This window comes from Runella sp. CRIBMP (assembly GCF_009905605.1).
In the GTDB taxonomy this organism is placed as follows: domain Bacteria; phylum Bacteroidota; class Bacteroidia; order Cytophagales; family Spirosomataceae; genus Runella.
This window is the reverse complement of the sequence record NZ_JAAAKZ010000015.1, coordinates 100,746-121,533: the sequence shown is the minus strand read 5'-3', so window position 1 is coordinate 121,533 and position 20,788 is coordinate 100,746. Positions and strand designations below refer to the sequence as shown.

At 45.0% G+C, this 20,788-nt stretch carries 13 protein-coding genes; 4 read left to right on the top strand and 9 right to left on the bottom strand.

The genetic code is table 11. The features are described 5' to 3' along the window. Window positions 1-59: 59 nt before the first annotated feature. The 6 genes from uxuA to GVN20_RS24425 all read right to left on the bottom strand — a co-directional run bounded on the left by uxuA (window position 60) and on the right by GVN20_RS24425 (window position 10,175). Window positions 60-1,274: a mannonate dehydratase gene (gene uxuA / locus GVN20_RS24450; RefSeq protein WP_166560862.1), complete on the bottom strand. Its 1,215-nt coding sequence runs from the start codon at window positions 1,272-1,274 to the stop codon at window positions 60-62. Window positions 1,275-1,387: 113 nt separating this feature from the next. Continuing rightward, the gene (locus GVN20_RS24445) at window positions 1,388-2,284 is read right to left on the bottom strand and encodes a PmoA family protein (RefSeq protein ID WP_166560861.1); all 897 of its coding nucleotides are present in this window, start codon (window positions 2,282-2,284) and stop codon (window positions 1,388-1,390) included. A 42-nt stretch (window positions 2,285-2,326) separates the two neighbouring features. After that, window positions 2,327-3,484 carry a Gfo/Idh/MocA family protein gene (locus tag GVN20_RS24440; protein WP_166560860.1) on the bottom strand — a complete coding sequence of 386 codons (1,158 nt, stop codon included), beginning with the start codon at window positions 3,482-3,484 and terminating at the stop codon, window positions 2,327-2,329. Window positions 3,485-3,574: 90 nt separating this feature from the next. Continuing rightward, window positions 3,575-4,951: a Gfo/Idh/MocA family protein gene (locus tag GVN20_RS24435; RefSeq protein WP_166560859.1), complete on the bottom strand. Its 1,377-nt coding sequence runs from the start codon at window positions 4,949-4,951 to the stop codon at window positions 3,575-3,577. Window positions 4,952-5,194: 243 nt separating this feature from the next. Continuing rightward, a complete protein-coding gene (locus tag GVN20_RS24430; RefSeq protein WP_166560858.1) occupies window positions 5,195-7,030 on the bottom strand; it encodes a RagB/SusD family nutrient uptake outer membrane protein in 1,836 nt (611 codons plus the stop codon). A gap of 37 nt (window positions 7,031-7,067) precedes the next feature. Continuing rightward, window positions 7,068-10,175 carry a TonB-dependent receptor gene (locus tag GVN20_RS24425; RefSeq protein ID WP_166560857.1) on the bottom strand — a complete coding sequence of 1,036 codons (3,108 nt, stop codon included), beginning with the start codon at window positions 10,173-10,175 and terminating at the stop codon, window positions 7,068-7,070. A 325-nt stretch (window positions 10,176-10,500) separates the two neighbouring features. Between GVN20_RS24425 and GVN20_RS24420 the strand changes: the two genes are divergently transcribed. Further along, window positions 10,501-11,652 (top strand): LacI family DNA-binding transcriptional regulator, encoded by a 1,152-nt coding sequence (locus GVN20_RS24420; protein WP_166560856.1) that lies wholly within the window; start codon window positions 10,501-10,503, stop codon window positions 11,650-11,652. Window positions 11,653-11,663: 11 nt separating this feature from the next. On the opposite strand, the gene GVN20_RS24415 is transcribed toward GVN20_RS24420, so the two are convergent. The 3 genes from GVN20_RS24415 to GVN20_RS24405 all read right to left on the bottom strand — a co-directional run bounded on the left by GVN20_RS24415 (window position 11,664) and on the right by GVN20_RS24405 (window position 14,961). Next, the gene (locus GVN20_RS24415) at window positions 11,664-13,247 is read right to left on the bottom strand and encodes an NFACT RNA binding domain-containing protein (RefSeq protein ID WP_166560855.1); all 1,584 of its coding nucleotides are present in this window, start codon (window positions 13,245-13,247) and stop codon (window positions 11,664-11,666) included. A 121-nt stretch (window positions 13,248-13,368) separates the two neighbouring features. Next, entirely contained in the window at window positions 13,369-14,043 is a 675-nt protein-coding gene (locus GVN20_RS24410) for a ClpP family protease (protein WP_114068901.1), read from the bottom strand. 411 nt (window positions 14,044-14,454) lie between these two features. Further along, entirely contained in the window at window positions 14,455-14,961 is a 507-nt protein-coding gene (locus GVN20_RS24405) for a hypothetical protein (protein ID WP_310586851.1), read from the bottom strand. Window positions 14,962-15,353: 392 nt separating this feature from the next. Between GVN20_RS24405 and GVN20_RS24400 the strand changes: the two genes are divergently transcribed. The 3 genes from GVN20_RS24400 to porV all read left to right on the top strand — a co-directional run bounded on the left by GVN20_RS24400 (window position 15,354) and on the right by porV (window position 20,759). Then, a complete protein-coding gene (locus GVN20_RS24400) occupies window positions 15,354-15,965 on the top strand; it encodes a sprT domain-containing protein (protein ID WP_310586850.1) in 612 nt (203 codons plus the stop codon). Between the two features lie 113 nt (window positions 15,966-16,078). Continuing rightward, entirely contained in the window at window positions 16,079-19,468 is a 3,390-nt protein-coding gene (porU, locus tag GVN20_RS24395) for a type IX secretion system sortase PorU (protein ID WP_166560854.1), read from the top strand. Window positions 19,469-19,586: 118 nt separating this feature from the next. Then, window positions 19,587-20,759: a type IX secretion system outer membrane channel protein PorV gene (gene porV, locus GVN20_RS24390; protein WP_166560853.1), complete on the top strand. Its 1,173-nt coding sequence runs from the start codon at window positions 19,587-19,589 to the stop codon at window positions 20,757-20,759. Window positions 20,760-20,788: the final 29 nt, after the last annotated feature.

Sequence of the window (20,788 nt, the reverse complement as noted above, 5' to 3'; positions counted from 1 at the left end):
ATTTGGCTAAAGCCATTGTTGATTCTTTTTATTTGTTAATAAAACAGGAGGCAATGCATTTAAGACATGCCTCTTTCAATGGCCATTTCCAAACCCCGCAATTCGGCCAGACCTTTTAAGCGACCAATGGCCGAATAACCTGGATAAGATTTTTCTTTTCCTGTTTTGTGCAAATCGTCTAACATCTGATGTCCGTGGTCGGGGCGCATCGGAATCATAGCGTCCTTTTGTCCCTGGTTCTTTCTTTTTTTTCCTTCCAACACAAAGGCTTTTACCACTTCGTACATGTCTACATCGCCCGCCAAATGCGCGGCTTCGTGAAAATTGAGCGGGTTAGGTTCGCGCTTGGTGGTGCGTAAATGCACAAAATGGATTCGGTCGCCGAAGCGTTCGACCATTTTTGGTAAATCATTGTCGGCACGTACACCCAGTGAGCCCGTACAAAACGTAATGCCGTTGGCGCGTACACTGCAGGCCGCCATCAACTGCGCCAAGTCGCTTTCGGTGCTCACTACACGGGGCAAACCCAACAACGGTTTCGGCGGGTCATCAGGATGGATACAGAGATTCACGCCCACTTCTTCGGCCACGGGAGCTATCTGTTGAATAAAATAATACAAATTCTGTCGCAACTCTTGGTCGCCGATGTGTTTATAATTATTCAGTAGTCCCTGAAACGTGGCCAATTCAAAGGCTTCATTGGAGCCTGGTAGGCCCAATAGCACCGTATTTTGCAGTTTGGCAATCTCTTCGTCCGTCATGGCGGCAAATTTTCGTTTGGCGGCTTCCTGCACTTCGAGGGTATAATCAGCCTCGGCATTGGCCCGTTGGAGAATACACAGGTCAAACACCGCAAAATCTTCCCACACAAAACGCAGGGCGAGAGAGCCATCGGGCATTTCATAGTGCAGATTGGTGCGTGACCAATCCAGCACAGGCATGAAGTTATAACACACCGTTTTGATGCCGCAGGCCGCTAAGTTGCGCAACGATACTTTGTAGTTTTCAATGTATTGTGCCCGACTCGGCAGCCCTTTTTTGATGTCTTCATGAACGGGCAGGCTTTCTACCACTTCCCACGTGAGCGGGGTATAGCGGTCATTGCCTGCTTCGATGAGTTGAATGCGTTGTTGAATGGCTTCGATGGACCAAACTTCTCCAACTGGGATTTGGTGTAATGCCGTCACAATGCCCGTGCATCCCGCCTGACGAATATCCATCAGTGAAACGGGGTCGTTTGGGCCGAACCAACGCATAGTTTGAATAAATGGCATTTGTTGACTATTTTATTTCCAGGACACAAAGAAACACTGAGTACTGCACAGAGCCTTAATTTTTTTCGTGGCACTCTGTGATAAACTTTGTAAAACTCTGTGTTTCAATAGAATTATTCGCTTTTATATTTTTCAAACAGACTTGCCACATTTGCCGTTTGGTGGTTGCCGGCGTGGACTAACACGCGATAGCGCAGGGTGAGTTTTTCGCCTTTTTTCATCACCGTTGCTTTGTCGTCCTGCGGCCAATACATGGGCGTAGGTGAAAAGAAACCATAGTCACGCGTGAACCACGGTGAAGGATACCAAGGGTTGGATGGGTGTTGCATGATGGTCATGCCTTCCACTTTGTCACCTCTTTTTCCAGAGCAATCTATCCACGGTGATTTTACGCCGAAGGTGCCTTTTTCGGCTTGATTTCCTTCGGCATTGATCATGGTGCCTCCGTTGATAACCGCCAAATCGGGGTCCATGCGTCCGCTGAAAAGCGAGTGATTGGTTTTCAAAATGGTCACATCCATGAGGGTTTCCATGGTGACGTCAAAATCAATTTGGTACAGGTCTTTGGAAGGAGCCGTAATGGTGATGGTGCGAAAGTCCTTGATGGGGGAATTGGCCTCGGGACGACGCCAAATGCACTCATTTTCAATCACAACCTTGTCGCCGCCTGATTGAACAATATCGGCTCTTAGCGAAATAATCTGTCCTTTTTCCAAGCCTTCCTGCCAATAATTACCACCGTTTACTTTATCACAACCAAAAAACAACGAACTGTGGTGGGGGTAGTTTCCGTTGCGCATGGAGGTCACGCTCGCGTTGGAAGGCCCGTTGACGGGGTAGAAAAAAGGATACTTTTCATCCTGCGAAAAAATGTAGCTCGTAAAAAAATTGTTGTTAATATTGATGTCAATCTTTGAGTTACTTTTTGTCGCCGTAATTTTGGTTTGCGCTTTGCTTTCCATGATGAGAAAAACAACAGCGAGAAAGAGGAATCTTTTGCTATATTTCATGTACGAGTCTAAATGGTTTTGGGGTAAAAATTTGTTTTGCCCCTACGCTTTCAAATGAATCTGTTGCGCTTGTTTCTGCGCTTTGATAGACAATTCAGCCGCCAAAAGGCAATGCATTTGTGGCATGGCAGTTTCAGTCCGGTTGAGTACATCATCTACCAACTGACGGCCGTAAGGCAATTCCTGCTGAGTGCAGTCAATGTAGCGTGTTTCTTTGTGGTCGGTCAAGAACAAGTGATTGCCGCCTTCTCGCCCACCAATGTCGATATTTTTGCGAATTTCAATGAAGCCATCGGTGCCCAAAATTGTCAGGCGACCGTCGCCCCAGGTTTTGAGTCCGTCTGGGGTAAACCAGTCTACCCGAATATAACCCATACCGCCGTTGCCGCGGAGCATCACATCGCCGAAGTCCTCAAAATCAGGGTATTGTGGATAATGCGTGTTGCCCACCTGCGACGCCACGATTTCGGCTTGGGTGGAGTTTGTAAAGTATAAATATTGGTCAAACTGGTGAGAGCCAATGTCGCAAATAATTCCTCCAAATTGCTCTTTATGAAAAAACCACTCGGGACGCGTTTTGGGATTCATGCGGTGCGGGCCCATCCCAATGGTTTGAATAACTTTACCGATAGCACCTGCTTTGACCAATTCTCCCGCTTTTACGGTGGCGCGGTTTTCGAGGCGCTCACTGTACATAATGGAGTAAATGCGGCCTGTTTGCTTTTGAACCTTTCGTACTTCGGCGAGTTGTTCAAGGGTAGTGATGCCGGGTTTGTCCGACATAAAATCCTTGCCACTTTTCATGACCCGAACCCCCAGCGGGGCGCGCTCGTTGGCAATGGCTGAGCTTAGCACTAATTGGATGGATTTGTCATCCAAAATTTCTTTTTCGCCCGAAGCGAGCTTGGCTTGGGGATGCCGTTTGGCAAATGCCGCTACCAAATCAGGCTCTTTGGCATAATACGAAACCAATTGCCCACCGCCTCTGATAACCGCTTCCACTTGCCCGTAAATGTGGCCGTGGTTCATACCGATGACTGCAAATTTAATGCGTGGGGTGTCGTAATGGATAATGGGCGAAGGGGCTACTTTCTCGGTTTTGATGTGGCCGAAAGAATCGGTGGAAAGCATAGGAAGGGCCATGAGGCCAGCGGCCGATTCTTTCAAAAATGTGCGTCGTTGATTATCGGAATTCTTCATGAGTGATTGGGTTAGGGTAGCGGTTTTGAGAAACCGCTACCACTTTCAATATTTTTTATGCGCGGTTTTGAGAAACCGCCAGCATGTTTATTACATCTTAATATTTGTAGTACCGTAAGGCTTACGCTGTGGGCGGCTGAGCATGGCGTTGGCCTCGCTGTCGTTGACAAAACGTTCTGCTTTAGGGTCCCACTGCAACTTACGTGGCAATTTCATGGCAATGTGACTTACCAAGCATACGCTGCACGCGCGGTGACCAATCTCAACGGGTGAAATCGGCGCTTTACGCGTTTTGATACATTCCAGCCAGTTGCCGTGTTGCTCTTCGCTTTTATACAAATGGATTTCGTTCTCACCGATGACCGACGTGAGGATTTTTGGGTCGCTGGCATCGAGGGCTTTGCTGCTCTTAGCTCTCGAAACAGGGTCGCTGGCCGAAGCCACATAGTCGCCACGCGATACAAAAATCCAACCTTCTGTTCCTTCGTAACGGATACCGTTGGGGAAACCTCCACTGGTGTACATCGTGATGCCGTTGGCGTATTCGGCTTTGACCATAAAGTCGCCGTGCACATTCCAGAGACCTGATTTTGGAAATTCAGCCACGGCTTGTACCGAAATAGGCCCTGTCAGTTCGGTGTCCATTCCCCACGCGGCGGAGTCAAAGTGGTGTTGTCCCCAACCCGTAATCATTCCTGCGCCAAACTGCTCGATGCGCAGCCAGCCTGGACGGCCGTAGCCCTGCTGTGGATGAACGCCAATTTCGGTATAAGGCATTTCGGGGGTGGAGCCGAGCCACATATCATAATTAAAGCCTTTTGGAACGGGCATTATGGGGGCCGAAGGGCCTGACGGGTCGCCAGGAAGACCTACTTTGACGGTATGTAGCTTTCCGATGCGACCGTTGCGGACCAGTTCAGCCGCGATTCTGAATTGAGGAGAAGAGCGTTGCTGTGTTCCTACTTGGAGAATTGTGCCCTTTTTCTGGACCACATCGCTCAACATCCGGCCTTCAGCAATGGTCAGCGATGTGGGTTTTTGGAGATAAACATCCTTGCCCGCGAGGGCTGCTTCGATGGCAGGCTGCGAATGCCAGTGGTCAGGGGTACTGATGATGACGGCGTCGATGTCTTTGTTGAGTAGCATCTCACGGTAGTCGTCATACATTTTGGCATCTACGTAGTTGGCGTTGCCTGTCTTTTTGGCGTAATAGCCTTCCACCAGTTTTTTGCCGTCTATTAAGCGATTTTTGTCAAGGTCACAGACCGCAATCATGCGCGCTACGTCGTGTTGGAGAGTGCCGACCATATCGTGGTCGCGGCCGATACGCCCACAGCCTATTTGGCCGATGTTGATTTTATTGCTGGGCGCATTTTTGCCAAATACGGAAGCTGGAACAATGGTTGGCACGCCGATGGCACCAACTACGCCAGTTAATGTTTGGCCTAAAAATTTTCTACGTTTCATAAGAACTTTATTTAGTGAATTGGAGTAATTCGGATGAATTTATCAATAGAACATCCCTGTTATTCTATTTTTATAACTAGAGTTTATTTTTAAAAATAGCTATTTATACAAGAATAAGGTACAAAAGGGTTTGTTTCTCCTGATTAATATTGAAAAAGGTTTAGAAGGAGTCAAAATGTTTGTCGGTAAAATCTGATTTTGATGACATTCTAAACCTTTTCTTAATCGTAATGGTCCTTAGGGCTATTCAGTAATTTGGTCTAATGCGGGCTTATTGGTTTCGCTACCAGCATAGCCAATGTTTTGGTTGATTTGTCCCAAACTGTTTGCCAAAATAGCAGGACGGGGAATCGGCCATAATACGTGATAAGGACTCATGGTGTAGGAATCTCCACGGACATTTCTGACCCTATTTTTGTAAAATATATTTTTGTCCATGATCCTATCGTAGAAAAAGTTTGACCCCGAAAAATTGCTAACCGAATAGGTTTTGCCATTGTAGCTTTTACCTGATTTTGCCATTTGATACGCTATGCGGGCAAGTTCGGTTTTACGCGGCTCTTCGTAGTATAATTCGCGTCCCCGCTCATCCAAAATGGTGCCGATGTCAATTTTTGAAACAGGGTAAGGACTGCATCCTGCCCGGGTTCTGACCCGGTTAACATCGTCGGCAGCGGCGGCCAAGTTTCCTTTAAACCAATGTGCTTCTGCACGGAGTAGATAGGTTTCGGCCAAACGAAAAATATACCAGTCGGAATTTCCGCCTTGATAAGGTACCCGGATTTGGTCTTCGATGTATAGTTTGTAGTGTGGCCAATCGTACCAAGTTCTGATGGTGTCGCCTGTAGAAACCAATAATTTTCCGTTAGCATCGCGCAGTTGGAGTGGCTTACCGTACCAAGGAGATACTCCTTTTAGGGCTGGGTTGTTGTAAACCAATTTCTCCATCGTCATCCAGTTACCTGATTTGGTATCGTGGCGAAGGTCTTTGTCGTCATCCCAAATATCTTTGCTACTGTATGGAGTAGCTCTACAACGACCAATTCCTCGTCCATACAAAGTGGTCAAATCAAACTCGACCTGGTTGGGTACCATACCCTGCCGCCCATCGGGGGTCAAGATGGTATTGACGGAGAAAAATGGCACGGCTTGGCGCATAGAGGTCGTACCCGTGGTGGTAGCACTGGGGAGGCCATAGCGGTCAATGACCGAGAAAAGTACTTCAGTGTTGTTGGCCAAAAATTTATTGGCAGGACGGTGCAAATCCCAGATAACGTTTTTGTTAGCATTGCCCGCATCTACGCCAAAGCGAGAGGTCATCAGTTTGTAAGCGCCGTTGTTGATTACTTGGTCGGCGGCAGCAATGGCTTCGTCGTAGAGTCCAAGTGCCAGATTTACTTTTGTGAGTAAGTGGCCTACCGCTCCTCGGTTTACATCCCCTTTGGAGCTGGTCCAAGGCACTACTTTCATGGCAAAGTCAAGGTCTGCTTTAATCTTCTGCAAAATTGCTTCACGCTTTACGGTTGTAAAGTCTAGTTTTGGCTCTGCTAATTCCTTAAAGGTGGTCGGGATGTCGCCAAATTGATGCACCAAGCGGTAGTAGTGATAAGCCCGATAAAAGTAGGCCTTGCCCAGAATGATATTTCTGACGTCTTCTTTGATTGCGGTAGCTTGCGGTACCCGGTCAATAATCGTATTGGCCAAACGGATGCCCAACCACCCTCTTTCCCAGTACCAACCGATGCGGTTGAAGTCTGCGCTATTGAGGTTGGCATCGGGAGTAATGAGTACGTTCAAATCTACCGCTGGGCCAAATTTATCAGTAGTCCCTTCAACGGCCATTTCGGAGAAAAGAAGTTCGGTAATAATGGGGCTACCATCCGCGTAGAATTCATCGCGGACGTTAAGTCCGCAGGAAGCCAAGGCCGAGTTAAAACCACCTTCAGAGGTAAAGGTGTTTTCTGGAGTGAAAAAAGACAGTGGCTGAGGTTCAAGCCATGATTCTTTACAGCCTGTATTGATGGCCAGTAGAAAGACACTTGCTATCGTCAGTTTACGAAATATATTGTTATTATTCATCTGTGTGCGCTATTTAGGTGATTATTTACTTCAAAAATTAGAAAGTGACGTTTAACCCTACGGTAGTAGTAGAAGGCGTAAGCCCTTTGTTTTCGGGGTCAAAGTACTCCCAAGGGGTAAATACCGCTGCGTTCTGTTGATTGAGGTAAATTTTCAAGCTCTGAAATTTGATTTTGCTTAGCATTGATTGCGGTAAGCTGTAAGCAATACTAATGTTGTTGAGGCGAACAAACGATGACTTGCGCCATACGTTATATGCTACTGAGCCACCAGCCGCTGACATCATCTTGGCGTAATCGTTGATTGGGTTTTCGGGGGTCCAGTAAGGGCGCTTATAAAACTGTGAACGGTCGTAGAATCTGTCCACATTTTTGGCTTCGTTGAACTCGGTATTTTGTCCTATTCGTCCATAAATCGCAAAAGAGAAATCAAAGTTTTTGTACAGTCTGAATTCATTACGGAAATTGAAGGAGAATTTGGGGTTTTGGTGACCAAGGAACTGACGGTCGTCAATGGTATATTTACCGTCGCCATTGAGGTCTTCCAGCTTAAAGTCGCCAGGGGTAAAACCGTAGGATTTTGCCAAATCTCTCTCAGATTCCTGCCAAACGCCCAATACTTTGTAATCCCATATTTGGTTGACGGGTTTTCCGATAAACCAACCATTGGCACGGTCATCTTGGTCTACCATGGTCGTGTTGCCAGCGGCATCAGTGACGGGTACTGGGCCGTACAATTTCAAGATTTTATTTTGGTTAGTCCAGAATGCAAAATTGCTTCTCCACACAAAATTTGTCTTTTTCAGGTTTTCGGTGTTGAGGGTAAGCTCCATACCGTTGTTACTGACCTGACCTAAGTTAGCTACTACACTGGCAAAACCCGTGATGTTGGGCAAAGAGCGGTTCATTAATAAATCAACCGTTTTGCGGTCGTAGTAGTCGAGTGAGCCCGTAATTTTGCTGTTTAAGAAGCCAAAGTCAATTCCTACGTTGATGGAGCTATTGCGTTCCCAGCGTAGGTTGGGGTTGCTCATATTGGCGGTGCGAACGGCGCCCACGTTAAAAGTGGTGCCACCTGGGTTGGTGTAGGAATAGACGCTCGAAGTCAGTGCCGATAGGGCGGCGTAGCGTCCAATCTCCCGGTTACCGTTTTCACCATACGACAAGCGAATTTTGCCATAATCTAGCCATCTACTGAGGCCTTTCGCAAAATTCTCCTCTGTAAGTACCCATCCCAAAGCCACTGAGGGGAACGTCGCTCTTGGGTTGCCTTGTCCAAATGCCGAGAAACCATCGCGGCGAGCAGTTACAGTAAGGTAGTAGCGCTGATTGAAATTGTAGTTGATACGCCCCATGAGCGCATCGCCCGTTTGGTACTGGTCGTTGCTCGAAATACTTGGATACAGCGTGGCAGCGGCTAAATTGTGATACGTGAGGTTGTCGCTTGGTGAGTAATTTTCGGCATTGACGGTAGTGTTCCAAATTTGGTATTTTTCAGCGTTGGCCAAGAACGTAACGTCAAAATTGTGTTGACCAAACGATTTGTTCCATTTCAAAATGTTATCAATCTGCCACTGATATGTTTTTTCGTTGACTCGGCTTGTGATACCGTTGCGGGTGGTTACACCTGGTTTTTGTGAGGAAACGTGGTCAAAACCTGTGTAGAACTCAAAACGAGGAGTGTAATTGATTTGGTAAGAAAAACCATATCCAATGTCTCCCTTTACATAAATTGACCCAAACATATTGGTGAATTTGCGAAGGCGAGTATTGTAATATTGGTCTAAGTAAGGGTTGGTGTTGTTACCCACGTCGTCGTTGGTGCTTTGGCGTAAGGTTACACCGTCGTCTTGATAAAGCTGCCCGTATGGTGTTGTTTGGATCATGTTGTTCAAATTAATCGGGATGGAGCTTTCGTCGCGGTCGGCAAACTGTAAGTTGGTACCCATCGTCAAAAATTTTGTTACTTTGGTTTCTATATTTACTCGCCCCCTGATAGTGGAAAAATAGTCACCTTTGGTTAATCCTTGGTTGGTTAGATAGCCCAACGAGACGTAGTAGTTGGTGTTGTCGGTGCTTCCCGATACACTGGCAGTGTGGTCTTGTTGAAGGGAGTTGAAATTGTAGAGTTCTTTTTCCCAGTCAAGAGTACGCCCTTCTTTGTAATTTTTGATTTCAACGGCGGTCATTCTGAGTCGGCTCAACCAAACATCTACGGGGTCACCTTGAGAGTTGCCTAAGGCCATCCACTGTGGCACACTAATGGTAGAAGGTAGCTTTCGAGGGTCGGTAAACATATACTGACGGGCAGGGTCGTGGCCGTTCATGCTCCAAAGTACGTCGTTACGCCAGTCCAGAAACTCCTGTGGCGATAGTAAAGGCAGGGATTTGCCAATGTTATTTTTACCAAAATTGACATTGAATGTTACCAAGGGTTTTCCTGATTTTCCTTTTTTGGTGGTCAATAGAATGACCCCATTGGCCGAACGAGCCCCAAATACCGCGGCCGAGCTGGCGTCTTTTAGAATGTCCACGGTTGCGATGTCGTTGGGGTTGATGTCGCTCAACTGACCAGGATAAATTACCCCGTCCACCACAATCAATGGTGCGGTAGAAGCATTGAGCGAAGCCCGCCCGCGTACTAAGAAATCACCCCCTCCTTTGGCTGAGGTGTTGAGGCTTACATCCAAGCCTGCGGCATTGCCGCGAAGCATATCTTGGATAGTACGAGGGTTTTCATTTTCGAGTTGTGTTGCTTTGATTGAAGCCACGGCCCCTGTCAAGTCACTTTTTTTAACGGTACCATATCCTACTACCACTACTTCGGAAAGGGCTTTAGTGTCTTCAGTAAGACTTACATTGATGGTCGAACGGTTGCCAATAGGAGCTTCTTTGGTTATGAAACCAATCGAAGAAAAAACCAATGTCCCCTTTGCAGACACGTTGCTGATGCTGAAAGTCCCTTTTTCATCGGTGTTGGTTCCTATCGTAGTTCCTTTCAATAGTACTGATACGCCTGGCATACCCGCGCCATCGTCGCCCGTTACCTTGCCTCGTACCGTAATGTTTTGGGCAAATGTTTGCATGCTTTGCAGCACAATTAACGTACCAAAAAGCAGTTTCGGAAATAGTAGTTTTGGGTTCATAAAAAGGTTGTGGTTAAGAAAGTAGATAAATAAAGAAAAAATGCAATTTTTGGTTTAGGGTAAGTTTGCTTGAGAATTTGGGATAGATGGTACTGCATGATGAATTTACTTCAATGATATTCTTTGTTTTGAATTTTGCAAAGATATTTTTGGCTTTTTTTTGATGTTTTACGATTAATTTCTATCGGTTTCGTTTTCGGAAACGTTTTCGGTAGTTATTGATAACTTATTTTTATCATATATATTTGTATTAAAAATATACCAAGACAACTAGTAGATAAAGCGCCAATCTATCAGATCAAATCTTGATAAAATCTAATAAAAGATGATAGCCTGTACCAAATGTGGGAGCGTAGAAAATATCGTAAAATCGGGTTTTATACGGGGCAAACAACGGCTCTTTTGTAAGGCGTGTGAAGTACATTTTACAATTAATTTACCCCAAAAAGAAATCAATAAAACTGCTCGGCAAATCACGATTGTTGATATTGCAAAATCGCTCGGTATCTCTCCTTCTACGGTATCGCGGGCGTTGAATGGCCGTTCTGACATCAATCCAATGACGCGCCAGGAGATAATCCGGGTAGCTACCGAGATGGATTATCGACCCAATTTGTTGGCGCAAAGCCTCAACCGGGGCGAAACGCACACCATAGGGGTCGTAATTCCTAATATTGAACGTCCTTTTTTTGCGGGAGTACTAGCAGGTATTCAAAAAGTAGCGACCGAAGCAGGATACCGGGTAATGATCTGTCAGTCTAATGAATCTCACTCTACCGAAACCCTCAACGTGCAAGCCTTGGTAGCAAGCCGAGTGGATGGACTGCTGATAAGTCATTCTAAAGAAACGACTTCCTTTGACCACATCAAGTTACAATTGAGACGTGGACTTCCTATTGTTCACTTCGACCGGGTGTGCAACGAAGTTGAAACCGCAAAGGTAGTTCAGGAGGATTTTGAAGGGAGTTTTGTGCTGACCGAGCACCTTATTTTACAGGGATGTAAGCGTATTGCAGTGTGTGCGGGTCCTCGTGAGTTGCTGATCAGTATTTCTCGTTTAAATGGTTACAAGGCCGCGCTGGCTAAGTACGATATTCCATTGAGAGAAGAATTAATCTACCACACTAACTTCATTAAAGGCGAATCATTGCTTGCCTTGGATGGCTGGTTGAACCTACCCCAAAAACCCGATGGTATTTTGGCAGTTCATTATGCCAATGCCATTGATATGATAGTGGAACTAAAAAAACGTAAAATTAAAATTCCGTCTGAGATTGCAATCGTGGGTTTTGGGGATGAACTCATTGCCTCACTGATTGAGCCTTCCTTGACGGTTTTTCATCATTCTTCCTTTCAGATGGGCGCAATTGCGGCCAAAATGTTAGTTGATAATATTATTCATAAAGACACTTTTCAACCTATGTTACAGAAAATGAACGGAGAACTCATTATCCGTCAATCATCTCTAAGAAAGTAAATGACTGCGAACTACATCCCTTTAGGTTCAATCATTACTACCTCTTCTTTGTCCAGAATCACTTCGCCTTCGGGCAGGCCTTTGGGTTTGCGTACATACTTTTTGGGGGTCACAATGACCGGGCAAAGTGTCTCGTTGCGGCGTTTGGAATACCAGGCCGCTATTTGTGCCGCTCGCTCAATGACGCTGTTGGGAAATTTTTTACCCGCTTTGTATTTCACCACCACGTGCGAGCCTGCCACGTCGCGGGCGTGGAGCCATAGGTCTTCTTTGTAGGCGTATTTTTTGGTCAGTAAGTCATTGTTTTTGGCGTTTTTGCCAATCAAAATTACGTAGCCTTCAAACTCGGTATGTTTAAAGAGTTGCGTAGGTGATAGAATGGGAGCGTCGCTCAGGAGGTTATTGGCTTTTAAATACTTGCGCAATAGTTTGAGTGATTCAAATTCCTCAATGGTGCTGACATGATTTTTGAGTTCTTCTAATTCGCCTTCCCGGAGGGCAATATTTTCCTGCAATTTTTCGATTTCAATGCGCTCGTTTTTGGATTTTCGATAATACGTTTCTGCGTTTCGTTGGGGCGTCAGGTCGGGTTTTAATTTAATTTCTATGTCTTGATTTCGGTAAAAATCAAACAGTGTCACGCGCTCGGCTCGCTCCGGAATTTGGTGAAGATTGGCCATCAAAATGTGCCCGATTTCTTCGTTTTTCACCTCGCCGTCAATGCCCAATAATTTCTGAAAAGCTTCTTCGAGATAATGTTCGGTTCGCTGAATACGTTTTTGCAAAATTTTGAGCGCGTCCCCTTTTTCTTTGGCAATGACCCCAACGCGGTTGTAAGTAGTGTAAAAATCATTGACTGCCGCAATGGCACTGGTGTGTTCGCGCATTACCTCGCCTAGCGCAACGAGCGTAAGCGTGGGCTGATGATGCCACAGGCTGATTTTAAACGCAGGGCGGGAGAGGAAATTTAATGTTTCCTGAATGATTTGCCAACGTTGCTCGGGAGAATAGCCTGATGGGGCAGGTATAGCGTCGAACTGTTCTGCTAAATACGCATTGATTTCTTTGCCAAACGTAGGAAACACTTTGCGGTGGTCATAATTTGCGGCTTGGTAGGCCTCCCAGGTCTGGTCGATTTCGCGGTCAAGTTCTGATAAATGCAGGTTATTGTCGGAAACGAGCCGGTTGTGAAATAAATCAATTACATCATCCCCCTGAAACACTACGGCATTGGAACGATTGCCGAATAATTTAAAAACTACAGTATAATTATTCTCCAAAACCAACCCAAAGGCCCGCTCATTCTTGAACTGGCGCACATCAATAACGGCTAAATCATACAGATTTTCGAATAAATCGGCGCTATTTTGACGAGCGCGGTTGAAGTCTTCGGGAAAGTTAAGGCAGGCGAAATCGGGGCGGAGCGTGGCGCGAATGAAAAAAGGACGATAGTAATTGTTTTTGCCACGAGCGTGTGCCAGAATGATGACCAACTCATCTTTTTCCTGACTAAAACATTCCATAAACTTCAAACCCGTAGCCTCCTGACGAAGGGCTTCGGTCAAGTGCCGTAAAAAATGGTAATTCTGATGCATGACACAAAGGTAGGTGTCAGGAGTGAGAAGTGGGGAGTAAGAAGCAAAAAAAGGCGTCTGACGGTTTTAAACAGTCAGACGCCTCGTTATTTTAATGGGTAATTAAACGGTTTTCCGTTCACTACTTTTCTCTCGTCAGTACCTCGTCGATTAAGCCATATTCTTTGGCTTCGAAGGCCCGCATCCATTTGTCGCGGTCAGAATCTGCCTCGATTTGCTGAATGGTTTGACCCGTGTGATTGGCCAGGATTTCGTAAAGCTCTTCTCGTAATTTTACGATTTCACGTGCCGTGATTTCGATGTCAACGGATTGACCCTGAGCACCCCCAGAAGGTTGGTGAATCATGATACGGGCGTGGGGAAGCGCCGCACGCTTGCCAGCTGCACCGCCTGCCAACAATACCGCACCCATCGAAGCCGCCAAGCTGGTACAAACCGTGGCTACATCTGGACGAACGTACTGCATGGTGTCATAAATCCCCATCCCTGCGTACACCGACCCGCCTGGGCTGTTGATGTACATCAAAATGTCTTTTTTAGGGTCGGCAGATTCCAAAAATAATAATTGAGCTACCACAATGTTGGCGATTTGATCGTCAACGGGCATTCCAAAAAAGATAATACGGTCGGCCATGAGGCGAGAAAAAACATCGACCTCACGGAAGTTCATCGGGCGCTCTTCGATGATGGCGCGCGTCATGTTTTCAACGGTATGATTTACGTAGCCATCTACTGTAAGGCCACTCATACCCAAATGTTTAACTGCGTACTTTCTAAACTCTTGTCCGTGATTCATGGTTACTGATTTATGTGCTTCGGCACAGTTAATGGTTAATGATTATTGTTAAGTTCGTCTTTGATACATGAGCGATACTCTAATGAACACTAAAAAATGGTCACTTGGTTCGACGGACAAAAATGCAGAATTTAGTCTTTGATTGTTGTCAGTTTAGCCAACAAATTATCAGAATTACCTATATCTGTGCAAAATGATTGAAATTCAGCCACTTCCAGAGGGAACAGTTGGGGATTCAATGGCATAGAGTTTCAAAAATAGAAGACAAAAGCAAAATTTTGTTTTATAAAGCAACGTTGATAAAGTAACTCATCTGCAAAAGGAGGAGGAGCAAAAAACAACAGCCTCCGAATCAATAAAATATAGATTATTGATTCGGAGGCTATAGAAACAAAAACGGAGTCGTTTAATTTATTGTTGAGCGTCTTTGCGTTTACGTCCACGTGGTTTTCCAGTATAAGCTGGTTTGTCGGCTGATTCTTTGACCAATTGTAATTCATAAGCCGTTACACCTTCGTATTCAAATGAATTGATAATGAAACTGTGTTTAGTAGTTGCATAATCAACACCACCTGATTTTAAAATAACGCCCAAAGGAATACTATAACTTTTTGCCGCTTTGGTCATCTGGAATACATCCGACTCATCAGAAGAGGCAGGTACTAAATAAAGGGATGATAATTTGCGTTTTCCAGCTTGCGATCCAATCTTGAAATGCGTATTTGATGGGTCAAATCCTAATTTATCAACGGTCTTATCAGGAAAAACGAGTTTCCCCGCTGGAGAAATGTACCCTTTAAGAATTGTAGGTTTACTTACTTTTTTTTCAACAACGGGTTTACTGTTTTCTTTTGGTGAAAAAAATTTGAGTGATGTGAGTTTCATGAAAAAATATATTTTAGTGTTAAAAGTATACAAACATACAAGCAATTAAGAATTTGTTGTATATTTTTTGAAAAAATATGGTAGATAAAATAAAATAGATATAGTTTGTTCTTGGGTGAAAATTAAAAATTCCCCCCTTAAAAGCATATTTTAGGAACCTGTGAATGGAAAAAGTCATAGAACCCATTAACATATCTCTTTTGAATTTTAATCTAATTTTAATTTCATTTTATCGCCATTTTCTTCCCTTTTTTGAGATGCAAATAAAGATATATTGTTGTTGAATATTTGCCCCAAATACCGCCTCTGTTGTGCATTTATTGAAACGAATCAGTAGATAAAGTGTTTGTTTTAACTGATATGGATATGTTTTTTTTTCTTAAAAGGGTGTTTACTTTTGTTGCAGTATTAATTATTGAATAGCGGTGGAAGCAAAAATAGCAATGCGGAAGATTTTGGAGAAACATGTACCCGCGGCCGCGGTTTCCTATTGTTATGGTTTATGGGAACGATATCAGTTCGATTTTGTGGCCTCTAAGCCTAGAAGAACACGTCTGGGAGATTTTAGGGCGCAGCTGGGCTACCGTGAGCGAATTACGGTCAACGTGAATTTGAACCCATATAATTTCTTAATTACGTATTTGCACGAAGTGGCGCATTTGGAGGTGTATCGTAAATATAAACGCCGTCAGCCACCGCACGGAAAAGCGTGGAAAAATCATTTTTCTGGATTACTTATTCCCGTAATGAACGAAAATAATTTCCCACTTTCGGTCTTGACGCCGCTCCTGAAGTATGCCCAAAACCCCACCGCTTCTACTGGAACGCACTTGCCCTTAATGCAAGCGCTTAAAAACATTGATGCCCCACAAACCGATATGGTCATGGTCAGTCAAGTGTCAGAAGGGCAGCTTTTTCGCTTGAATCAAAAAGTTTTTGTTCGAGGTACGTTACGTCGTACGCGCGTCGTTTGTGTAGAAGAAGCGTCTCAAAAAAAATATTTGGTGGCAGCCCATGCATGGGTCGAAAAAATATAAAATTTTAAAGCGGAGCGAGCAAAGTGAAGAAAACCACTACACAAAATTGTGCTAAAAAAAGAAGAATAAAGAAGGTAGATACATGTCTTTCTACTCGTAGTTATTTTCGTGTTTTGTCGTATTATTTTGTCTTTTATTTTACCGTACAGGTTTCTTCCCTAGGATTTACCCAAACGTCTGTGCTGGGCGAGGGTCGTTGGTTTAAAATGGGAGTTACCCAAACGGGAGTGTACAAGATTGATGCCGCGTTTTTACGAAAAATGGGTGTTAACCCAACGGATGTAAATCCCAAACATATTCGTCTGTTTGGCAACGGAGGAGCAATGCTTCCGCAGTTAAATAAGGCCTTGAGGGCGACTGATTTGATTGAGAATGCGGTGTTGATAAAAGGAGAAAATGATGGCCGTTTTGATGAGGAGGATGTGCTGATTTTTTTTGGCAAAAGCCCGCATGAAATTAACTATGATTCTACCCAAAAACGTTTTTATCATCAACTGAATACCTACTCTGATACTACTTTTTATTTCCTACAAATCGGCACACAGCCAGGTTTACGTATTCAGACGCAAAAATCAGGAACTACTGGCCAATTGTTGACGACTTTTGATGAGTACGTATTTCTGGAAAGTGAGCTCTATAACCGCGTTCAGTCGGGTAGAGAGTGGTGGGGAGAATACTTCGGCACGCAGACACGACAGGAGTTTAATGCTGATTTGAGGGGTGTTGTGCCCGACAGCCCCTTGAAACTGACGGCCGCGACCGTGGCGTCGGCGCAAGTGGTGACGAAATTTTTGTTTGCTATTAATGGACAAGCCATTGGCGAACAAACGATGGGTACGGTCTCGGCCATGAGTCCCACAAACCGATACGATTTGAGAGGGCAAAGAACATCTCAAACCCATGCTGGTAAACTGACCATAAATACAGCCAACCCTGCCCGCGTAACAATCGTGGCCACGTTTGACAAAGCGGGCCAGTCCAATGCCGACGGTTACTTGGATTTTATTGGGTTGCAGGTGCAGCGTACGTTGAGGCTCAATGAGCAAACGCTTGTCTTTCAAAATCTTAGCTCACTTACGCAAGATTCTGTTAGGTACGTTATCGGTCAAGCCAACGCGCAGATGCAGCTGTGGGAAATTACGGACCCGTTGCGCCCGCGAGCGCAGGCGTACTCCTTAAATGGTACGGAGGCTACTTTTGGGGCGGCTGGAAAAACCTTGAAACGATTTGTGGTGTTTACTGAAAATCAATTGAAACCGCCCGTTTCTTTTCAAACCGTTCAGAATCAAAGTATAAGAAGCCTGTCTACCCCCGACATGGTTGTAGTGACGGCGCCTGCGTGGCAAAAACAGGCCCAGAAACTGGCGGATTTTCGTCGACAAAATGATGGCTTAGACGTACAGGTGGTGACTACGGTTCAGGTCTATAATGAGTTCGCTTCTGGCCAGCCCGACCCAACGGCCATCCGTGACTTGGTAAGGTATCTTAGAGATAAACAACCCGAAAAGTTGAAGTATTTGCTGCTTTTCGGTGATGCGAGTTATGATTTCAAAAATAACCTAAAAGCTATTTCACCCTCCGAACTGGCCAATTTTGTGCCGTCGTATGAGAGCAGGGAGTCGGCACATCCCGTACGTAGTTTTTCTTCCGACGATTATTACGGATTCCTGAAACCCGATGAGGGCGAATGGAAAGAAGATTTTACAGGAAATCATACTTTAGATATTGGCATCGGAAGGCTGCCCGTCAAAACCATTGCCGAAGCTGAAACGGTGGTGAACAAAATCATGCGCTACAACGCCAAACGCTCAAAGGGAGATTGGCGTCAGCGAATCGCTTTTGTGGCCGATGACGGAGACGACAATCTTCACCAGAAAGATGCCGATGATTTGTCTAAAATAGTGGCAGAATTGGCCCCTGCGTACGCATTGCATAAAGTGTACGTGGATGCTTTTCCTCAGTTTGGCTCTACTATCCAACGTGCTCCGGGTGCGGGCCAAGCCGTTGACCGCTATGTAAACGAAGGTGCGTTGATTGTAAATTATACCGGACATGGAGGCATTTCGACGTGGTCTGACGAACAGATTGTGACCTTGCAAAATCTGTTTAATTGGCGCAATTTGGACAATATGCCCCTGATTATTACGGCCACCTGTGAGTTTGGTCGTTATGATAATCCCGGCGAAGCATCTGGTGCGGAAATTTCGGTGTTGAGCCCGCGTGGTGGCGCCATTGCTATGCTTACTACCTCGCGCCCCGTGTATGCCAATACCAATTTTTTGGTGAACGCTGCATTTTACCGCGCTGTTTTTGAACCCCAAAATGGAAAAATGCCTCGTTTGGGGGATGTCATCCGTATGACCAAAAATAAAAGTGTTTATGATGTACTCAACCGTAACTTTACCCTCCTGGGCGACCCATCCCTGCAATTAAATTATGGAGATTATGAGGTGAGTATTACGGCCAATGATACCCTTAAAGCGGGTCAATTGGCCCAATTGTCGGGAGAGATACAACAAGATGGAACAACAGTGACTGATTTTACGGGAACGGCCATCGTCAGCGTTTATGATAAAGAAAGTCAGCTTCTGACGCTCGGCGATAAAGCGCGCGGAGAGGCTCCCAACATCATTGCTGCCAATCCAAAAATGCAATATGGCTTGTACGATAAAAAATTGTTTGAAGGAAAAGTAAGCGTAAAAGCAGGAAAGTTTAATGTACAGTTTATTGTTCCAAAAAACATTGGGTCGTCGTTTGGCAACGGAAAAATTGAAGTATACGCGGTAAAAGCCGACAGCCTCCGCGATGCCATCGGCGGAACTAAGCGCGTAATGGTGGGAGGAAGCGGGCCGTTGCAGAACGATACTAAACCGCCACAGATGCAACTATACCTAAATGATGAGTTGTTTGTGGATGGCAGTCAAGTAGAAGATAGTCCCCTTTTTGTAGCCAAATTAAGCGATGAAAATGGTCTGAATTTTGCTAGGAATATGACATTGACCCTAAACGATACTTTGAGTATCGCGGTGAATGATTATTTTTTGGCCGAAAAAGACGATTACCGTTCGGGCCGAATTTTGTTTCCTTTTCATCGGTTGCCTATGGGCGAATATACCGTTAAATTGAAAGTGGAAGATACGTACAATAATACGGCGGAGGGTGCGTTGAGGTTTAGAGTAGGCGAAGAAATAAAATTGATTAAGACAGTCATTGCGTATCCTAATCCATTTGTTGAACAGACTAAGTTTCAACTCGAACTCGTTGACGAAGGGGATGATGTAGAAGTAACCCTTCAGATTTTTGACCTAAATGGGAAAATGATTTGTACCGCAGCGCAAACAATTTATAACTCAGACAAGCTTTTGGAGGTATTTACATGGAACGGAAAAAATCAATCAATCCAAAACGTTCCAGCGGGCGTATATATTTACAGAATGGAAGTACACTCACTAACCCGCCAACAAACTCAGCGTCAAAGCGGTAAGTTAATAATGGTAAAATAGATTTTGAAAATAGTAATTAATATCTTTGCACAATCTTAAACAGAACTCTATTTTTGAAACGCCCTTATCGTGGTTCAGCGCAGAAAGGTACGGGTAGTAGTGGCAAACAAATTTCCTTATGACAAGAAAAATTTCTCCCCTTTTTACAATTGTGGGTTTTTGCGTTTCCTTCAGTTCAATAGCACAGATTACTTCTGGTGGTCAAGATAGCACAGGCGGACGCGCTGTAATTCCCTCTGTTCCCTTTGCTGCTTTTACGCCCGATGCGCGTAGTGCCGCCATGGGAGATGCGGGTGCTGCCTTGAGTGCCGATGCCAACTCGGTGTACTGGGGGGCCGCAAAGCTGGTTCATGCCCAAAAAGAATACGGAGTAGCTCTCTCTTATACGCCATGGCTTCGCAACATTACCGAAGATATGTCTTTTGCGTATTTGTCGGGTTTTAAGAAAATCGGTAAAAACCAAGCTGTCGGATTGAGCTTGATGTATTTTGACCACGGCAAATTTGAAGCCCGCAACAACTTTGGTACCTCATTGGGCGATTATTATTCCAATGAATTTTATGGTTCAGTGGCTTATTCTCGAAAATTGACCGATAAATTTTCGATGGGCTTGAACGTAAAATACATCGTTTCCAACTTAGGCAATGGCGTTCAACTGCTGGGCGGCTCGGCCCTAAAAGCGGGGCAGACGGCAGCGGGTGATATCAGCGCGTTTTATCAAACCGAAAATGTAGACGAAGGCACTGGAAAAGGCTGGAATTATTCGGCTGCGTTGATGTTGCAAAACATTGGCGGTAAAGTTAATTACGGAGGCACCACGAGCGGTTTTATACCAACTACATTCAAATTGGGCGGAACTGCAACGCGTCATATTGATCCGTTAAATAAAATTACGTTTGCATTGGATTTGAATAAACTCATGATTCCTACGCCAGGCGGTACCGCTTCTGGTCAGGATGTTGGGACTATTTCGGCCATGTTTAAGTCTTTCGGCGATGCGCCAGGTGGTTTCAGCGAAGAAGTTCGTGAGTTTATGATTTCTACGGGGGTTGAATACTGGTACAACGAAGCATTTGCTTTCCGTTTTGGGTATTTCAACGAAACCAAAACCAAAGGAAATCGTAAGTATTTCACGGTGGGTTTTGGCGCTCGTATTCAGCAGCGCTACGGCATCGACTTTGCTTACCTGATGCCCCAAACGCAAGGAAGTCCTTTGGCCAATACCTTCCGAGTGTCGTTGGTAGTAGATGTATTCAAAAAGGCGGCTGAAGCGGTAGAAGACATCGAATAAGCGTCGCTAAAACATATTTGAAAAGGCAG